Here is a 16,400-nt window from a genome sequence, read left to right as displayed (position 1 = left end):
GTTTACAATTAGAAATAGAAGGATTATAATAGGTTTACGTCCTGCGATGTGCGTTTCGGTTCCAAGTTGTTTTGAACCAATGACAATGTCCAGGGAGACTTAAATTGCATCGCTGCTGAAAGGCCCTATCTATTAGATCAGGGGACTTCAAAGGCGCTGCTGCGGTCACCCACCTGCTGATGCAGGTTCGAGACAGTGTAACCGGACGGCATAGGCGGGTCTACATATTCAATGATGACAGCACCCTGTCCCTTTATGGAGTAAAGGTACCAGGGTGCTTTTGTTTGTTACGTAACAATGTTAAACTAGATACAAATGTAGTACATACACCCTATGTCTCGTGACGAGTAACGAAGGAGGAAGTAGAGTGTCAATCAAAAGAACTCTCATCGGCATATTCCGCAGCCAGGAAGGTACGAGCGACCGTGCGAAAGTGCCCGAGATGAAAACAAGGTATTATCAGCTATCCAAGGATAGAATTTGGGAGGAAGTCTCCTCGACGTTAAAGAAAATTCCAGGGTATAAAGTGCTGCACGAAGTGCAGTCTGTCGGCGAAATTACGCTGGAGAAGAAAACCGCGTTGGGCCGCACGATGGATATTACCGTATCGATCGTGTCGACAGGGCCGCTTCGCAGTGCGGTGGACATTTACTCGGCGACGAGGGGGTCGCTGGGGGATTTGGGCAGCAACTATCGCAATATCCTCAATCTTTATGCGGCGCTGGACAAGAAGCTCGGGGCTTATAAAGTAACTTCATAATTAAACAAAAGCGAGCAGGGAGGCATCCTCCTACTCGCTTTTCTTGTTCAAAAGGGTTATTGCAACTGCAACTTATTACAGAAGGGCTTTAACTGCAGCAATCGCATTTTCATAGTTCGGATGTTCGGTCATTTCACTCAGGTACTCGACATAAGTGATTTTATTGTCTTTGTCGATAACGAACACCGAGCGGTGATCCAATTTGAATTCATTAATCAACACGCCATATGCCTGGCCGAAGGAATTGTCCTTATAGTCGGACAGTGTAACGACCCGGTCAACGCCTGCGGCACCGCACCAGCGGGCTTGGGCGAATGGGAGATCCGCGCTGACAGTAAGGATAACGACGTCGTCGCCAAGGCTGGCAGCTTCTTCGTTAAAGCGGCGGGTTTGCGCATCGCAAACACCGGTGTCCAGGGAGGGGACAACACTGATCAGCTTGATTTTACCTGCAAAATCCTGAAGAGTTGCTTCTTCGAGCAAGTTTTTACTTAAACGGAAGTCTGGAGCCGTATCGCCAACCTTCAGCTCAGGACCTACCAGAGTAATTGGATTGCCTTTGAATGTTGCCACATTTGTACGTTGTTGTGCCAAAATGTATCTCCTCCTAAAACAATTTTGTGAAAGCACCTAATTTTAATTATAATCTTTTTATGAAGAGATTGTCCAACATTAGGAAGAAAGGTTCGATCGTATGATATTTATTCGCTATGAAAATTGGAGAACCTATTTGAAATCGTACCCGGTGACCTGTCTTATTCTCGCAATCAATATTGTGATGTTTGTTCTAACTGCCGCCGGGCCGGAGGAAGCCATCCTTGAATACGGGGCAATGATAAATAGAGAACCTTTTGCCAGCGAATGGTGGCGCTTTGTCGCCTCGGTATTCCTGCATTTCAATTTCGGGCATCTGTTTTCCAACAGCTTCGGGATACTGATCTTTACACCCCCGATGGAACGGCTGCTCGGCTCCTGGCGGTATGTCCTGCTCTATTTAGGTAGCGGCATTGTCGGCAATTTGATCACGATGGGAATCTATCAGCATTCGTCCATTGTGCATATTTCTGCAGGAGCATCAGGCGCCATTTACGGAATTTACGGGGCTTTCCTTTATGTCGCATTGTTTCAGCGGCAATTCATGGACGAAGCATCCCGTAAGACGCTGTACAGCCTGCTTATCGTCGGGATTATCTTCTCGTTCCTCGTGCCTCAGGTGAACTGGATCGCCCACTTAGGCGGATTTATCGGCGGCTTCTTCATCTATGGATTGATCATACGCCTGTTAAAACGACGTTGAACCCCTTGAAGGTAAATGGTAAAGTTATGTTAGAGCAAGAATGATGGCAAGTTACCCATATGGGTTATGACAGGAATCGAAATGGAGCGATCAGATTCGTGGAATTAAGACAACTGCAATACTTTGTGAAGGTGGCGAAGAAGGAGCATGTTACACAGGCAGCCGAAGAACTTCATGTGGCTCAGTCTGCGGTAAGCAGGCAAATCCACCAACTGGAGCAGGAGCTTGGTGTTGACTTGTTCATGCAAAAGGGAAGAAATCTGCATTTGACTGCGGTAGGACAGCTATTTTGCAGCCGGGTGGAGACGATCCTTAAAGATTTGGATCGCGCCGTAAATGAAGTTCACGAGTTTATTGATCCTGAGCAAGGCGAAATTCGTCTCGGATTTCCACATAGCCTCGGTGTTCATGTTATTCCTAGTGTAGTTGCCGAATTCCGTAAGTTGTATCCGAATGTAAAGTTCAGATTCAAGCAGGGAATGTATCCGACACTCATTCGTGATGTCGTATCAGCCGAAGTAGATTTGGCCTTTATCTCTCCTTTTCCGGAGAACCATAATCAGGTTGCGGGCAACGTCGTACTGACGGAGGATTTGGTGGCGATTCTGCCGCCGGGCCATCCGCTCGCCAACGAGCAGAGCATCAAGCTCAACCAATTGAAAGACGATAAGTTCATCCTGTTCAGCAAAGGTTATTCTTTAAGACCTATCGTCTGGCATGCTTGTCTGGAAGCCGGATTTACGCCGAAAATCGCCTTTGAAGGCGAGGAGACGGATACGATCCGCGGCTTAGTCGCTGCCGGGATGGGCGTCAGTCTCCTGCCTGAAGTGGCGTTATTCCAGAGCTTCACGCTGCAGCCGGCCCGGGTTCGCATTTCTACGCCGAAAGTAACGAGAACGATTGGGCTGATTCACCGAGCCGACGATAAACTTCCGCTGGTCGCGCAATCCTTCCGCATATTTCTGCTAGAATATTTCGGACTACAACCGGACACGCCGCCAAGTTAATGACTGGCGGCGTTTGTTCTTGTAATATCGAAAACAAAAGGTAGATGGACATGCTGTCCAGCCGGTTTAAATCGTCTAGTGTTTCTTTCGGGCATTGCAGCCCGGAAGGGATGATCCCAAATAATTAACCATAATAAAGCCCAGCCTATACGGAAATAGCCGTATGGCTGGGCTTTTCCGCAGCTTAAGGGGTAAATTGTTGACGCCGTGCATTTTAAGTTAGATTTGCTCTTATTTTACTATACTTTTATTTTCGCACAGTATACTAGGGTTCAAGGTTTGAAAATAATGATTGTGCAAATAACAAATGAGGTGTGGTGAAGAGTAGCGATGGAGTTAAAGATTGAGCATGTAACCAAATCCTATGGCTCAAAACAAGTGCTAAACCAGGTCACCCTGGATCTAAAGCCGGGGATTCTGGGACTGTTGGGACCGAATGGGGCTGGTAAATCAACCTTGATGAGAATGCTGTCGACGTTAGAAAAGCCTACTTCCGGCGTGATTACTTGGAACAGTGTGGATATTGCACAGCATCCGGATGAATTGCGCGCCGAACTCGGCTATTTGCCGCAGGACTTCGGTGTGTATCCGAATATGAACCCCGTGGAATTTCTGGAGTATATAGCTGCGATGAAGGGATTAACGCTAAAATCGGCAAGGAAGAGGATCGATGAACTGCTCGAAATTTTAAATTTATCCAATGACCGCAAGAAGCTATTGGGGGGATTTTCCGGTGGGATGAAGCAGCGCGTAGGTATCGCCCAGGCATTGTTAAATGATCCTTCGCTGCTCATCGTCGATGAGCCGACCGTGGGTCTTGATCCTGAGGAACGCATCCGCTTCAGAAATCTTCTATCGACGATGTCCTCCAACCGGATCGTCATCCTCTCTACGCATATCGTTACGGATATCGAGTCGATTGCTCCGAATATCGCAATCCTTTTCAAAGGCAGGCTCGTGAATTTTACGACGCCGGAAGGTTTGATCCAGAGGGCGGATAACAAGGTATGGCTGAGCATTTTCCCTTCTTCCGAGCTGCAGGATATGCAGGAGAAGTATATTATTAGCAGCGCCATACACCGTAGCGACGGGGTACATGCCCGGATCGTTTCTGATTTCCGCCCTTCTCAGAATGCTGTTCTGCTCCCTTCTACGCTGGAGGATGCTTACCTGTACGCCGTCTCTCCATTAGGTGGGGCGTCATGAGCAATGCATGGAGCATCTACTGCTGTCTGATCAAGAACAACCTGATCAAGCAAATGAGAAGCTACTCCTTCCTCATAGTGGTCCTGCTAACGCTGTTCCTGGGATATGCCTGCGTGCCATCCCCCTCCAGCGGGTATCAAGTGTTCTATATTGGCGGGGTACGAGGCATTTACAATTCCGCATGGTTAGGCGGGATGGTCACGATGATGTCCACACTGCTGTTGTGGCTGTTTGCCTTCTTTATGCTGCGCAGCCAGGTTTCCGAGGATCAGAGGCTAAAGGTAGGGCAAATCATTGCTTCGACGCCGGTTTCTAATTTCCGCTACATATTTAGCAAATCGATCTCCAACTATGTTGTATTGCTTGTGATCGAGCTGATGTTGTTTCTGGCGTTTATGGGAATGCAGTTGATCCGCGGGGAAGACTATTATATTCATATCGCCGATTATTTGCAGCCATTTGCCTTCATTGTCATGCCCTCGCTGCTCGTTCTGGCGGCATTGACTGTATTGTTCGACGTGATGCCCGGTTTAAAGGGTGTCGTGGGGAATATCATCTTTTTTACCCTATGGGTATGCTGTAGTATCGTGTCGATCGCTACGCCGAATAGCCTGCTGGATGTATTCGGTCTTGATAGCATTCGTTCGGATATGGTACGGGAAGCTGTGATAAAATATGCGTTCCTGTCTGCGAGCGAGGAGGGAGGAAGCTTCGGATATTATCCGGTGGAAGGCACCAGCCCTACGTTTGTCTGGCATGGCGTAGAATGGAGCTCGAGCCTGCTTATTTACCGATTGGCCTGGGTAGGCATCGCAGTGCTGCTTATTCTTGTTTCTTCCCTCATATTCAACCGTTTCAGAACAAAAGAGAATGCCAAACGCAGTCACATCCCGGTTATCTATGAACCGAAGAAGGGGGTTGCCACCAAGCTGGATCATAGCCATGAGTATAGGCTGTCTCCTGTCAAGAAAGAGCAGAGAGTCCGCATGATAAGACTAGTTCGAGCGGAGATATGCATCATGCTGAAAGATTGTTCAATTTGGTGGTATCTGCTTGTGCTGGGCAGTATGGCCGCGAGCCTTCTCATCCCGCTGGAAAACATACAGAGCTGGCTGCCCGTACTAGCGTTATGGCCGATTGCCATCTGGTCGCAAATGGGCACACGTGAGAAATATTATTTTACCCGGGAAATATTGATGTCCAGCTGTTCACCGCTCAAAAGATTTTTTGCGGTTTGGGTTTCAGGAATTCTTATCACCCTGCTCGTATTCTTGGGAGCGATAGTCCACTTCATTCTGGATGGACAATGGGTGCACTTGACGGCTTGGCTGGTGAGCGTTCTATTCGTTCCGGCGCTAGCCATAGCTTTGGGAACGCTCAGCGGGACGAGGAAAATGTTTGAAGTCGTCTATATTTTGTGGTGGTATATGGGAGCGGTTAACAACCTTCCTAATCTTAACTTCCTGGGCGCCGCGACAAGCCAGGCCCTACTATACGGCATATTGACATGCCTCCTGCTGATCGTGGCTCTTGTTGGCCAGCAGATCAAAGCAGGAGTGCTGGGAGGTAGCCCTGCGAAAGGAAATAAATCGAAGCACTACGATAAAGGAGGGGTATCATGAATTTGATGATTAACCGTAAGATAAAAATGATCACTACGGCGTTGGCTGCGGTCCTGACCCTGTCTCTTTCGGGCTGCGATTCCAAACCAAGCGTAAATAGTGCGGGCCAGACTTTCGATGGGAAGCAAGTGGAGGAAATCATCCTAAATACAGACGGCCAAAATATTGAAATACGGCCTGCAGGCAGCTCTGAAATTAAGGTCAGCACAAAAGGCGGAAAAGAAATCAGCGCCGAGTTGAACGGCGGTGTGCTGGATGTTAAATATGGCAGCTCCTCGAGTCTGGTTAACTTTAAGACAGACACCCTGCAGGTTGAGCTGCCGGATAAGCAGTTCCGCAAAATCAGTCTGACGGCGTTTGCTGGGCAAATTACAGGCGAAGGTTTGAAAGCCGATGAGCTTGTTTTTACAGGAGATTCGGGAAGCCTTGAAATTAACGGCTTTGAGGGAAATCATATTCGAGGGAAAGTTGCTTCGGGAGACATTGAGCTTAACGGGATTACCGGTGACTTCCACATTGAGAATGATGCAGGGAATGTGAAGGTATCCCATAACGGGCAGCTGGCTCAAGGATGCAGTATTAGAACTGGAACGGGAAAAGTCGAGATAGCTTTCGAGAATGCACCTGGCGCCCTGGAGATTGACGCTTCGACAGAATCCGGCAAGATTGAGTCGTCCCTGACTTCGGCGTCCGCAGTGAACGCTGCAGGAGCAGGGCAGGAATTAAAGGCTATGATCGGCTCTGCTTCCGGCGCGCCGATTCTAACCATCAAATCATCTTCAGGAAGTATTTATATTAAATAAAACGTCCCGCCCTAACCCATCGTTGACTGTTGACGGAGTAGGGCGGGTATTGTTATTTGGGAAAGGGGATGGTGATGTCGAAGGTAGTCCCCTTCGCTGGGATGCTGTTTACGGAAATATGTCCCCGATGGGCGAGTATCAAATCTTTAACGATCGACAGGCCAAGGCCCATCGAATGATGGGCGGAAGACGAGTCCAGCGTTCCTCCGCGATAGTATTTCTTGAATAAATTCCCGATAGTAGCGCGGTCCATTCCAACCCCGTTATCTTCAATTGTCACTTTAATGAATTGGTTCTGTACATTGGTTAGCTGCACCGAAATTGCCGTGCCTGGGGGATTGTGCATGACTGCGTTAATAAGCAGGTTCTGGATCGCCCGGTACAGCAAGCGCCGGTCAAATGAGAACGGGATCGAATCCTCTTCGCAGTGGAAGCTTAAATCGTACTCCTGTAAATCTGGGTCGTTCCAGGTATCAGCTAGCAGGCTCTTCAGGAACTCCACCAGGTTGGCCTCTTCCAGCCGCAGAGGGATTTGCGCCTTTGTTTCCTGGAGCTGGAGAGACAGGTTAAAATCCTGAATCAGGGCTTCCATATGCTTGCTCTTTTTTAGAATTTCCTGCATGAAGGACTGCTTCTCTTCCTCGCTCCAGGAATATTCCTCGTTCAGGAGCAGGGCAGAATAGCCGGATATGTAGGTAAGCGGTGTTTTTAAATCATGGGAGATGCCGGCGATCCAGTCCTTCTTTAATTGCTCCAGCTTCTCTCTCTCCTGCTGGGATTTTCGGAGTTGGTCGGATAATTCATAAATGTTGGTTATGATTTCGCGGAATAGCCGGTAGGGTCTTTTGAGCTTATTCCGCTTCGTATACATTTTATCGCTGTCGGCAGGCTCTTGATAAGTACCCTGCGATAAGCGGGATATCCAGGAGATAATCAGCCAGATCGGGCGGCTGAAATACCAGCTGAAGATCAGGCTCGAAACAATGATGCTAACCGCGAAAAGAACAAGCAGGATCAAGTCGTAGCCGGGCATCTCTTCATAAAGCCCCAGCATGGGCAGAATGCCGTCGATGATCAGCATGACGACGATTCCCATGCTTAATATCCAGGCAAATAATCCGGCGATAAAATGAATGCTGAAACGCAGCTTAATATTCATGATACATTACCTTTCTTTAGGGGGCACGAATTTGTATCCAATTCCTTTTAGATTAATGATGAATTCAGGAGACTTCGGCTTGCTTTCTATCTTCTTTCTGATTTTGGAAATATGCATGGCCACGGTTTTCTCCTCGCCATAGTTTGGCTCCTCTCCCCATACGAGCTGATAAATTTGCGTAGCGGTATAGAGGCGATTCGGATTTTTGAAGAAAAATTGCAGTAATTCCAGCTCCTTAGCCGTACATTCAATAACTCGTTCATCGACAATTAACCGTGCCTCGGCAGGTTTTAAAGCAAGGCTGCCATAACGGTATTCTTTAGACTGCTCATGGTTCTCACGCAGCATGGCTCGGGTAAGGTTCTGTCTTCGCAGCAGGCTATGTATTCTTGCAACTACCTCAAGGGGATTGAAAGGCTTCGTAATGTAATCGTCACCGCCGATTCCGAGGCCTGTTAATTTGTCAAAATCGCTGGAGCACGAGCTGATGAAAATAATAGGGGTGTTTGTAATACTCCTGATTTTATGGCATAAGTCGAATCCATGAATATCGGGGAGCATGATATCCAGCAAAATGACATCGAACGTATGCTGACCTAGCAAATTCAATACCTCATCCCCCGTGGTACAGGAATATATCTCATGGAATCTCTCTTTTTTGAGGATAATCTCCAGCAGGTTCAAAATACCTTCCTCATCATCGACCATCAGTATTTTCTCATTTCTGAGCAAAATCGAATTCCTCCTAAGCAATGAAGTTTCAACGTAAAAATACCATTCTATTTTACCCCGTTCATTCTAAAGGTTTCAATATATGGAGGATTATACTATAGAGCATGGACACAAAAAAGGAGAGACTACGACCAGTAATCTCTCCGTGGATTGAATAATTATTCCCGGCTTTGGAAGAACATCATGATAAAACGAAGAAGCTCAAAAAGGGAAATAAGGGCTGCCGCTACATAAGTCAATGCGGCTGCGTTAAGAACTTTGCCTACGCCGCGTTCGTCATTCTGTGAAACTAAGCCCATGCTTAGCATGCCTCTGCGGGCCCGGTTGGATGCGTCGAATTCTACCGGCAAGGTGACAAGCTGGAACAGCACGGCCAGTGAGAAGAACACGATGCCTACACCCAGAAGGTTCAGTGAACCGAACAGAAAGCCTGCAAGAATTAAAAACGGCGATACTTGGGACGTTAGATTGACGATTGGGAACATCTTGTGGCGCAGAACCAGCATGGAGTAAGATTCCTTATGCTGAATAGCGTGCCCGACTTCATGGCAGGCCACCGCTACGGCCGATACCGAATTCTCGTAATAGACCGGCTCGGAGAGGCGGACGACGCGTTTGGTCGGGTCGTAATGATCCGTCAGGCTGCCGCGTACAGGTTCGATCGGTACGTCGTACAGACCGTTTGCATCCAGCATGCGGCGCGCCGCGTCATGGCCGGTTAGGCCGTACATATTATGGACCTTGGCGTATTTGTTAAAGGTTCCCTTTACTTTGAACTGGGCCCATATCGATAGGCCGATGGCAAATAATAATGGAATAAACATAATATTTGAGCTCATTTTTCTTCTCCATCCCCCTGTTGTTAATGATTGTTCAGAACTTTACGTAAATGGCCCTTGATTAATTAGAAGATATAGCGCATCGATGCAGGCGAGGCTTTGGGGCATGAGACTGGAGAACACTTTTCTAGCTTGGCCAGGCTTCATATTAGAAATAAGCGGCTCCAGCTCCTTGACCTCCCGTTCCAATCTTTGCATATGGATTTCGAGGGAGGTCAGCTTCTCTGTAACCTGTTCCTCGTGGCTTACATTATTCCACAGCTCCAGCTTCGAGCGAATTTCCTCTAATGTATACTTCTCCTGTTTTAATTCATTAATACGTTTCAAGCGGTTTAAGGTTTCAGCACTGTATAGGCGGTAATTTTTCTGTGTGCGTGCCTCCGGCGCAATGAGCTTCAGCTTGGTATAATAGTCGATCGTTCTCTCACTTACGCTGGCAGCCTTGGCTAGCTCGCCGATTCTGTATAGTTTCATCCTGCTAGGCTCACCTCACTCCTAAGGATATTTTTAGTATATATTTATTTTTCTAAAATAATGATACCTGATCGGCAACTATACAGTCAAACGTTATGCTTTCCAATCTATAGTTACTATCGCTGCTAATAATTTCATACCCTTGCAGCGAAAAGCTAGGCCGATTGTTCTCGGAAATTTGTCCGGCTGTCGGCTCGGTATCGCAGCAAGAACCGATGACATACAATTTGAGCAGGCTAGCAAATAGGGGCAGTTCCCGGATATCCGTCGCTGATGGGAGCGGGGGAGCAGTAGGATGGCTGTGAAACAGACCCAATAGCTTCGGATGATAGCAGTGCTTGACCCATTCCTGCGGTTCCAGCGAGAAGTGCCGGTCCGGTTGGGCAGAAGCATTGGTTACCGGAACGTAGCCGTCTATGACGACAGCTCCAGCGGCTATTTCACCTAGCAGGATTCCGCAAGCCTCATGTGGATAACGGGTCAGGCTGTCTTGCTCAAGCTGCTTATATACAGATGGAAGGATGATCCGTCTCGGCTCGGAAACAAGCTTCCGGAAGCAATCGTTCATAGATGATGCCTACCTCATTCCTCAGTTTGTAACAAAACGGGTAAACAGGGTACAATAACATATACAAATAGCAAAGGAAGAATACACATGAGAAAAAACATACCGATTCTTGCGCTCCTGATCGTGCTGCTCGGCATCGCCCTGTACCAAAATTACGGAAACGAGGTGCGCTCTTTCCTAGGCGTAGGGAGTGATAAAAAAACCTTGGGCGCCGCGCTCGCAGAAGGTGCCCCAAAGCCGGGTTCTTCATCTCCGGCCTTTGCCTTGCAAGGACTGGATGGAAATACCTATAAGGTGGAGGGAGAACGCGACAAGCCAGTACTGGTTAATTTCTGGGCATCCTGGTGTGATCCCTGCAAGGACGAAGCCCCCGATCTCGTTAAGCTGTACGAGAAATACGGCGATCGGCTGGACATTTACGGAGTCAATGTCACGGCTTATGACACGGTCGAGAAAGCGGAAGCCTTCGTCAAAGAATATGGGATTGAATTCCCGGTACTGCTGGACAAGAAGGAAGAGGCCTACAAGAAATTCAACGGCATAGCCTTTCCAACGAATGTGTTAATTGACAAGGATGGCGTAATCCAGGATTTAATCGTGGGCATACTCCCGCCGAAGGATTTGGAGGCCAAAATCAAGAAGCTGCTGCAATCCTCGTAAAGATTCACCGTAAAAATGGGCGGAAGGCCCGGAGTCCTTAAATTAAAGGAACTCCGGGCCTTCCGGCGCCATACATCGAAATTGCCCATGAAGATTATCATGGATTAATGGTTTACTAGCCCTTGGCTTGCCGATACCACCTCTTCATGCTCCATCTTGGTTTGGCCAAGCAGAGCATAACGCAAGCTGTCGACAAGCGCCTCCCAGCTCGCTTCAATAACGTTGCCGGATACGCCGACTGTACTCCATGAATTGGTAGCGTCTTTCGATTCAATTAGAACTCTGACTTTGGAGGCCGTCGCATCTTTATCGTCGAGAACTCTGACCTTATAGTCCGACAAGTGAATGTTCTTTAATGCAGGATAATAAGATATCAGCGCTTTGCGCAGGGCATTGTCGAGCGCGTTCACCGGGCCATTGCCTTCCGCAGCCGTGTACAGGCTGTTTCCGTCGATGTTCAGCTTGATGAAGGCTTCCGAAACAACCGGCTTGCCTGCGGACTTCTCTACGAGCATTTTGAAGGATTCAAAGACGAACAGCTCTTTCATTTCGCCGTTGGCCTGACGGAGCAGCAGCTCCAGGGAAGCGTCTGCGCCCTCGAACTGGTAGCCTTGGTGCTCCAAATCCTTGATTTTGGAGATGACTTGGCGTGTTTCTTCGTTTTCCGGGTCAAATTTGATGCCCATTTCCTGCGCCTTGGACAGAATATTGCTCTGTCCGGCAAGCTCGGATACGAGAACACGCTGTCGGTTGCCGACGGTTTCCGGAGCAATATGCTCATAGGTCCGGGAGTCGCGCAGAATGGCCGAGACGTGGATGCCGCCTTTATGGGCAAATGCGGCTGTGCCGACGAACGGCTGTCCCACAGGCATATGGACGTTTGCAATTTCGCCGACATAACGGGCCGTATTGGTCAACTGCTGGAGCTGCTCTGGCTCGATAACATCATAACCCAGCTTCAGCTGCAGGTTCGGGATGATGGAGCACAGGTTGGCATTGCCGCAGCGCTCTCCGTAACCGTTCATTGTACCCTGGACTTGCTCCGCACCAGCTCGTACAGCATTTAATGCATTGGCTACGGCCAATTCGCAGTCGTTATGGGTATGGATGCCAAGCCGGGCTGTCGTTACGCGTCCAGCAAGGACAGAGACGATGTCATGCACTTCATGCGGCATCGTACCGCCGTTCGTATCGCACATGACGAGCCAGTCGGCCCCGGCTTCCTCCGCTTTGCGCATGACGGCGAGAGCATACTCTGGATTGTTCTTGTAACCGTCAAAGAAATGCTCGGCATCGAACAGCACTTCCATGCCTTCCCGCTTCAAATAGGCGATGGAATCGTAAATCATGGCCAAGTTCTCTTCCAATGTTGTCTGGAGCGCAGTATGCACGTGGAAATCCCATGATTTCCCAACGAGCGATGTGGCTTTGGCACCGGATTCAAGGATGCGTTTCAAGTTGGGATCATGCTCGGCGATGCTGTCTTTGCGCCGGGTGCTGCCGAAAGCGGTGACTGTCGCGGATAATCCGAGTTCCTGTACTCGCTTGAAGAATTCAATATCTTTGCTGTTGCTGCCAGGAATGCCGCCTTCGATATAATGAACACCCAGTTGATCCAGCTTCTTGGCTATCTTCAACTTATCGTCCGCAGACAGGCTAATGCCTTCTCCCTGAGTGCCGTCACGTAATGTTGTGTCGAAGATGGTTACAGCCTTTGACATGATGAAAATGTCCCCCTTTGGATATCGTCTGAGTGTGAGCTCTGATTAGTATAATTTCTAATTATAGCATCTGCAATTTAAATGTAACACCGTTTTTAAGAAATTGCACAAGGGTTGTTGACCCGATTTGGCTCAAAAGGTATGCTTTTTTTAGATCATGATCATCGAGTGCAAGGCGAAAAATTCATGTTGTAGTATAAATCAAATGAGGGAACGCTAGTGAGGAGTATCGACGAATATTATCCTGTGAACGGCAGGGTTGTGCTGCACATCGATATGAACGCATTTTATTGCTCTGTTCATGAGGCCGAGGAACCGGAGAAATACCGGAACAAACCGACAGCTGTGGCAGGAAGCGTGGAATTGCGCAAAGGCGTGATCGTGACTTGCTCGTATGCGGCGAGGGCGATGGGAATCCGAACAGGAATGACGGTGAGGGAGGGGTTAAAGAAATATCCCAAACTTATTCTGATCGCCCCGGATTTCCACCTGTACCGCCGTTACTCCCGGGCATTCATGGACATTGCTTACCGGTATACCCCGCTGCTGCAGGCGACCTCGATTGATGAGTGCTATCTGGATATCACCGGCTCGAAGCAGTTTGGTACTCCGCTCGAAATCGCGGCGGAAATCCAGTCCCGCATTGCCAAGGAGCTGGGATTACCCTGCTCTATCGGAATTGCTCCGAACAAGCTGCTGGCTAAGATGGCCTCGGATATGAAGAAGCCAAACGGCATTACGGTGCTTCGGCTGCGCGATGTTCCCGAGCTGCTATGGGACAAGCCGTGCAGCGATCTGTTTGGCATCGGCCGCAAGACGGGGGAGAAGCTGAAGAAGATGGGGATATTTACGCTTGGCCAGCTTGCCGCGGCCGACGAGCGGCTGTTGTCGGAGCGCTTCGGCGTTCTCGGCTTATGGATGAAGCAGGCTGCGCACGGCATTGACCATTCGCCGGTGCAGGAGGAACGGGAGAAGAATAAATCCATCGGGCATACGACGACGCTCCCGAAAGACCTGACGGAGCTGGAGGACGTGAAGCGGGTCATGCTAAATTTGGCCGACCAGGTGACAAGGCGCCTGCGCCGCCAGAAGCTGATGGCGCAAACGGTGCAAATCACGATCAGGACGCCGGATATGAAGACAATAACCCGGTCCCAGACACTAGGGAACGTGACGGAGCAGGCCGATGAAATATATAAGGAGGCCTGTGAGCTGTATCTTCGTCACTGGGGCTACGGCAAGCCGGTTCGGCTGCTCGGCATTACACTGCAAAATTTGGTTCCCAGGGAGAACTCGGCCCTGCAGCTAGATTTGTTTGATTACGAGCAGCAGCCGAAGAAAGAATCGCTGACCAGGACGATGGATTTGCTCCGGGACAAGTTTGGTGAAGATGCCATACTGACGGCCGGTATGCTCAGCGACGATCCTTCCGCGCTGATCCGGAATCATAAAATCCGCGGCACTTCGCTGCAAACGGATTTTCTCCGGGAAAATCGGGAGGAATGATAATAATTATCAATGGAAATTGGTAACAAATGATTTGAAATTGCTTTCTTTTTATATTATATTGGTCATGGTGGTAGCAATTCACCGCACTTGTACCGTTTATCAGGAGGCAGATAAAGATGGCGAAATATACTTGGGTAGAGAAAGATACTTGTATCGCTTGCGGCGCTTGCGGCGCTACGGCACCGGATATCTACGATTATGACGATGAGGGCTTGGCCGAAGTTATCTACAATAATGATGGTAACCGCGGTGTAACAGAAATTCCGGAAGACTTGCATGACGACCTTCAGGATGCGTCTGACGGATGCCCAACCGATTCCATCAAGATTGCAGATACTCCGTTCAATATGGAAGGTTAAACAGAACAGAAAGACCGATCTACATCACGCTTTTGGAGAAGCATCCCGCCGCTTCCGGCACGGGATGCTTTTTGCTGTTTTTTTGCCCATCCCATCCTGGTTATCCTGGCTGAGCTATATTTAGGTATTAGGTCATAAAATTGACAATTTCAAAAGAATGGTTTGAAACAAGCGCTCCGCAGCCGATATATTAAGTAAAGAAGTTGTTCATGTAATCCATACACAAGTTGATTCCAATGGAGGTTTACGATGAAAAATTCGGCCTACCTCAAAAAATACGTAGAAAACCACCCAAACAATAAAATGGCCTGGTATTTGCTTGGCAAAGAATATGAACAAAGCGGCCAAGAGGGCAAAGCCCATTATTGTTACATTCAGGCAGGAAGCGTGTACGAAGCGTTCGAGGCCAGCAAAATACCCGAGGATTTATGGATGGGGTATGAGGCTGGCATCCTTCAGGAGTCGCGCAGGCAGGAGCAGCGCAGCCGTCTGGTTCGAAAGGCAGGCTTTATTTTGCTGCTTTTGCTGTTTCTGTGGCTTCCTTCCGCACAGGCTCCCGGCAAAATAGCAGCAACAGTTCCGGAGATTCCTGCTCCCGGGCATGCGGAGACCGTTTCTGAGGAGAGCAAGCCAGACCAGCTTATAACGGAAGCGGATACATCGCCAGCCCCTACGGAGCCGGTGAAGGTTAGCCCGAAATTTACGGCGATCGGCTATGTTCCCGGAGGCAGGGGAGTGACGGGCGATATCGGCAGGCTGCTGCAGGGAAGCGAAACGGATGGCGGCTATGAGGTCGTGCTGGGAATGGGCAAACAAGGAAAATGGCTGAACTGGTCTCATAAAATGCCGGTCGTTTATGGCATCCAATCGCTTGGCCACGGCCAAACCAGCGTACAGTCCTACGACCCGGCGGCGTGTCTCTGTAAGCCGCCCGATTCGAAACATCTGAAGGCGGAGGCGGGGGAGTGGATCAAACGTCAGGAATCCTTGGCCGTACTCTCTTCTGCGATGCTGAGATATAAGGAGAAGAACGGAAAATGGCCAGTCAGTCTGGACGAGCTCACACGGCCGTTTCCGGACAACTGGCTGGCAGGAACCAATGATCATATGAAGGAAGCGTTCGGGCCGCTGAAGCGGGAGTTTGCACTGCGGGATCAGCAGGCAGGCGGCAGCGAGGCGGGCTCAGGCGAATCCCGCGGTCCGAAGGGGAAAAAAGCCAATGATGGCGACCGGTTTTTTACACAGCCGCTGGAGGTGATCGTCGATACGAGCAATTATCGTTTGGCAGTAGTAAGCGGCTCGGTTATTCTCAGAAGCTACCGGGTTGGGCTGGGCGGCGATAAGACGCCGGAAGGGACGTTTCATATTTCTGACAAGGTCATAAATCCGAACGGCAAGTCGGATGGGGAGTTCGGCAGCAGAGGAATGCAACTGTCCGATACCAATTACGCGATCCACGGCACGAACGAGCCGGACAGTATCGGCGCTGATGAATCGCTGGGCTGTGTCCGGATGGGGAAAAAGGACGTGGAGGAGCTGTTCGACCTTCTTCCGGTCGGAACGAAGGTGACGATAGGCAAGGGAGGACTGCCCGATCAGAACCTTGTCCCGGCAGAGCGGTTCACGCTTGGGGACAGGCAGGATCAGAGCAATCCTCACCGGACGTACCGCTGGCTGCATTAGC

At 49.3% G+C, this 16,400-nt stretch carries 17 protein-coding genes and 1 other RNA gene; 11 read left to right on the top strand and 7 right to left on the bottom strand.

All coding sequences use genetic code 11. The features are described 5' to 3' along the window. The first annotated feature begins 35 nt into the window (after positions 1–35). Positions 36–225: non-coding RNA, 6S RNA (ssrS, locus tag GNP95_RS01255), on the top strand. Between the two features lie 142 nt (positions 226–367). Next, positions 368–760, top strand: a complete 393-nt coding sequence (locus tag GNP95_RS01250) for a DUF1499 domain-containing protein (RefSeq protein ID WP_213588856.1) — start codon at positions 368–370, stop codon at positions 758–760. Positions 761–835: 75 nt separating this feature from the next. Here the strand turns inward: GNP95_RS01250 and tpx are convergent, their stop codons facing one another. After that, positions 836–1,354 carry a thiol peroxidase gene (tpx, locus tag GNP95_RS01245; protein WP_155609113.1) on the bottom strand — a complete coding sequence of 173 codons (519 nt, stop codon included), beginning with the start codon at positions 1,352–1,354 and terminating at the stop codon, positions 836–838. A gap of 100 nt (positions 1,355–1,454) precedes the next feature. On the opposite strand from tpx, the gene GNP95_RS01240 reads away from it, so the two are divergent. The 5 genes from GNP95_RS01240 to GNP95_RS01220 all read left to right on the top strand — a co-directional run bounded on the left by GNP95_RS01240 (position 1,455) and on the right by GNP95_RS01220 (position 6,695). Next, on the top strand, positions 1,455–2,057 hold the full coding sequence (locus GNP95_RS01240) for a rhomboid family intramembrane serine protease (protein WP_155609112.1): 603 nt from the start codon (positions 1,455–1,457) through the stop codon (positions 2,055–2,057). Between the two features lie 98 nt (positions 2,058–2,155). Continuing rightward, entirely contained in the window at positions 2,156–3,064 is a 909-nt protein-coding gene (locus tag GNP95_RS01235; protein ID WP_213588854.1) for a LysR family transcriptional regulator, read from the top strand. 330 nt (positions 3,065–3,394) lie between these two features. Continuing rightward, on the top strand, positions 3,395–4,270 hold the full coding sequence (locus GNP95_RS01230; RefSeq protein WP_155609110.1) for an ABC transporter ATP-binding protein: 876 nt from the start codon (positions 3,395–3,397) through the stop codon (positions 4,268–4,270). Next, a complete protein-coding gene (locus GNP95_RS01225) occupies positions 4,267–5,892 on the top strand; it encodes a hypothetical protein (RefSeq protein WP_155609109.1) in 1,626 nt (541 codons plus the stop codon). The genes GNP95_RS01230 and GNP95_RS01225 overlap by 4 nt, the downstream gene beginning before the upstream one ends. Next, complete coding sequence (locus GNP95_RS01220) at positions 5,889–6,695, top strand: DUF4097 family beta strand repeat-containing protein (protein WP_155609108.1); 807 nt, start codon at positions 5,889–5,891, stop codon at positions 6,693–6,695. The genes GNP95_RS01225 and GNP95_RS01220 overlap by 4 nt, the downstream gene beginning before the upstream one ends. A gap of 52 nt (positions 6,696–6,747) precedes the next feature. Here GNP95_RS01220 and GNP95_RS01215 read toward each other — a convergent pair whose 3' ends face one another. The 5 genes from GNP95_RS01215 to GNP95_RS01195 form a co-directional block, all read right to left on the bottom strand. After that, positions 6,748–7,854, bottom strand: coding sequence for a sensor histidine kinase (locus tag GNP95_RS01215; RefSeq protein ID WP_155609107.1), 1,107 nt, complete (start codon positions 7,852–7,854; stop codon positions 6,748–6,750). A gap of 6 nt (positions 7,855–7,860) precedes the next feature. Beyond that, positions 7,861–8,586 carry a response regulator transcription factor gene (locus GNP95_RS01210; RefSeq protein WP_230873625.1) on the bottom strand — a complete coding sequence of 242 codons (726 nt, stop codon included), beginning with the start codon at positions 8,584–8,586 and terminating at the stop codon, positions 7,861–7,863. A 158-nt stretch (positions 8,587–8,744) separates the two neighbouring features. Further along, complete coding sequence (locus tag GNP95_RS01205; RefSeq protein WP_155609106.1) at positions 8,745–9,425, bottom strand: zinc metallopeptidase; 681 nt, start codon at positions 9,423–9,425, stop codon at positions 8,745–8,747. 42 nt (positions 9,426–9,467) lie between these two features. Beyond that, a complete protein-coding gene (locus tag GNP95_RS01200) occupies positions 9,468–9,899 on the bottom strand; it encodes a MerR family transcriptional regulator (protein WP_155609105.1) in 432 nt (143 codons plus the stop codon). Positions 9,900–9,951: 52 nt separating this feature from the next. Then, complete coding sequence (locus tag GNP95_RS01195; RefSeq protein ID WP_155609104.1) at positions 9,952–10,467, bottom strand: M67 family metallopeptidase; 516 nt, start codon at positions 10,465–10,467, stop codon at positions 9,952–9,954. A gap of 87 nt (positions 10,468–10,554) precedes the next feature. On the opposite strand from GNP95_RS01195, the gene GNP95_RS01190 reads away from it, so the two are divergent. Next, a complete protein-coding gene (locus tag GNP95_RS01190) occupies positions 10,555–11,127 on the top strand; it encodes a TlpA family protein disulfide reductase (protein ID WP_155609103.1) in 573 nt (190 codons plus the stop codon). Between the two features lie 104 nt (positions 11,128–11,231). On the opposite strand, the gene cimA is transcribed toward GNP95_RS01190, so the two are convergent. Further along, complete coding sequence (cimA, locus tag GNP95_RS01185; protein WP_155609102.1) at positions 11,232–12,848, bottom strand: citramalate synthase; 1,617 nt, start codon at positions 12,846–12,848, stop codon at positions 11,232–11,234. Between the two features lie 219 nt (positions 12,849–13,067). Between cimA and GNP95_RS01180 the strand changes: the two genes are divergently transcribed. The 3 genes from GNP95_RS01180 (at position 13,068) to GNP95_RS01170 (ending at position 16,399) form a co-directional block, all read left to right on the top strand. Further along, the gene (locus tag GNP95_RS01180) at positions 13,068–14,354 is read left to right on the top strand and encodes a DNA polymerase IV (RefSeq protein WP_330163210.1); all 1,287 of its coding nucleotides are present in this window, start codon (positions 13,068–13,070) and stop codon (positions 14,352–14,354) included. 119 nt (positions 14,355–14,473) lie between these two features. After that, positions 14,474–14,716, top strand: a complete 243-nt coding sequence (locus tag GNP95_RS01175) for a ferredoxin (protein ID WP_155609101.1) — start codon at positions 14,474–14,476, stop codon at positions 14,714–14,716. A gap of 249 nt (positions 14,717–14,965) precedes the next feature. Then, the gene (locus GNP95_RS01170) at positions 14,966–16,399 is read left to right on the top strand and encodes a L,D-transpeptidase family protein (protein WP_155609100.1); all 1,434 of its coding nucleotides are present in this window, start codon (positions 14,966–14,968) and stop codon (positions 16,397–16,399) included. The last annotated feature ends 1 nt before the right edge of the window (position 16,400 follow it).

Source organism: Paenibacillus woosongensis (assembly GCF_009725165.1).
Taxonomy (GTDB): domain Bacteria; phylum Bacillota; class Bacilli; order Paenibacillales; family Paenibacillaceae; genus Fontibacillus; species Fontibacillus woosongensis.
This window is presented reverse-complemented; position numbering and strand designations above follow the sequence as displayed.

Coding starts and splice junctions, on each gene's coding strand:
- GNP95_RS01220 (WP_155609108.1), top strand. CDS start 5,889: ATGAATTTGATGATTAACCGTAAGATAAAAATGATCACTACGGCGTTG.
- GNP95_RS01195 (WP_155609104.1), bottom strand. CDS start 10,467: ATGAACGATTGCTTCCGGAAGCTTGTTTCCGAGCCGAGACGGATCATC.
- GNP95_RS01200 (WP_155609105.1), bottom strand. CDS start 9,899: ATGAAACTATACAGAATCGGCGAGCTAGCCAAGGCTGCCAGCGTAAGT.
- GNP95_RS01170 (WP_155609100.1), top strand. CDS start 14,966: ATGAAAAATTCGGCCTACCTCAAAAAATACGTAGAAAACCACCCAAAC.
- GNP95_RS01225 (WP_155609109.1), top strand. CDS start 4,267: ATGAGCAATGCATGGAGCATCTACTGCTGTCTGATCAAGAACAACCTG.
- GNP95_RS01240 (WP_155609112.1), top strand. CDS start 1,455: ATGATATTTATTCGCTATGAAAATTGGAGAACCTATTTGAAATCGTAC.
- GNP95_RS01175 (WP_155609101.1), top strand. CDS start 14,474: ATGGCGAAATATACTTGGGTAGAGAAAGATACTTGTATCGCTTGCGGC.
- GNP95_RS01230 (WP_155609110.1), top strand. CDS start 3,395: ATGGAGTTAAAGATTGAGCATGTAACCAAATCCTATGGCTCAAAACAA.
- cimA (WP_155609102.1), bottom strand. CDS start 12,848: ATGTCAAAGGCTGTAACCATCTTCGACACAACATTACGTGACGGCACT.
- GNP95_RS01215 (WP_155609107.1), bottom strand. CDS start 7,854: ATGAATATTAAGCTGCGTTTCAGCATTCATTTTATCGCCGGATTATTT.
- GNP95_RS01205 (WP_155609106.1), bottom strand. CDS start 9,425: ATGAGCTCAAATATTATGTTTATTCCATTATTATTTGCCATCGGCCTA.
- GNP95_RS01190 (WP_155609103.1), top strand. CDS start 10,555: ATGAGAAAAAACATACCGATTCTTGCGCTCCTGATCGTGCTGCTCGGC.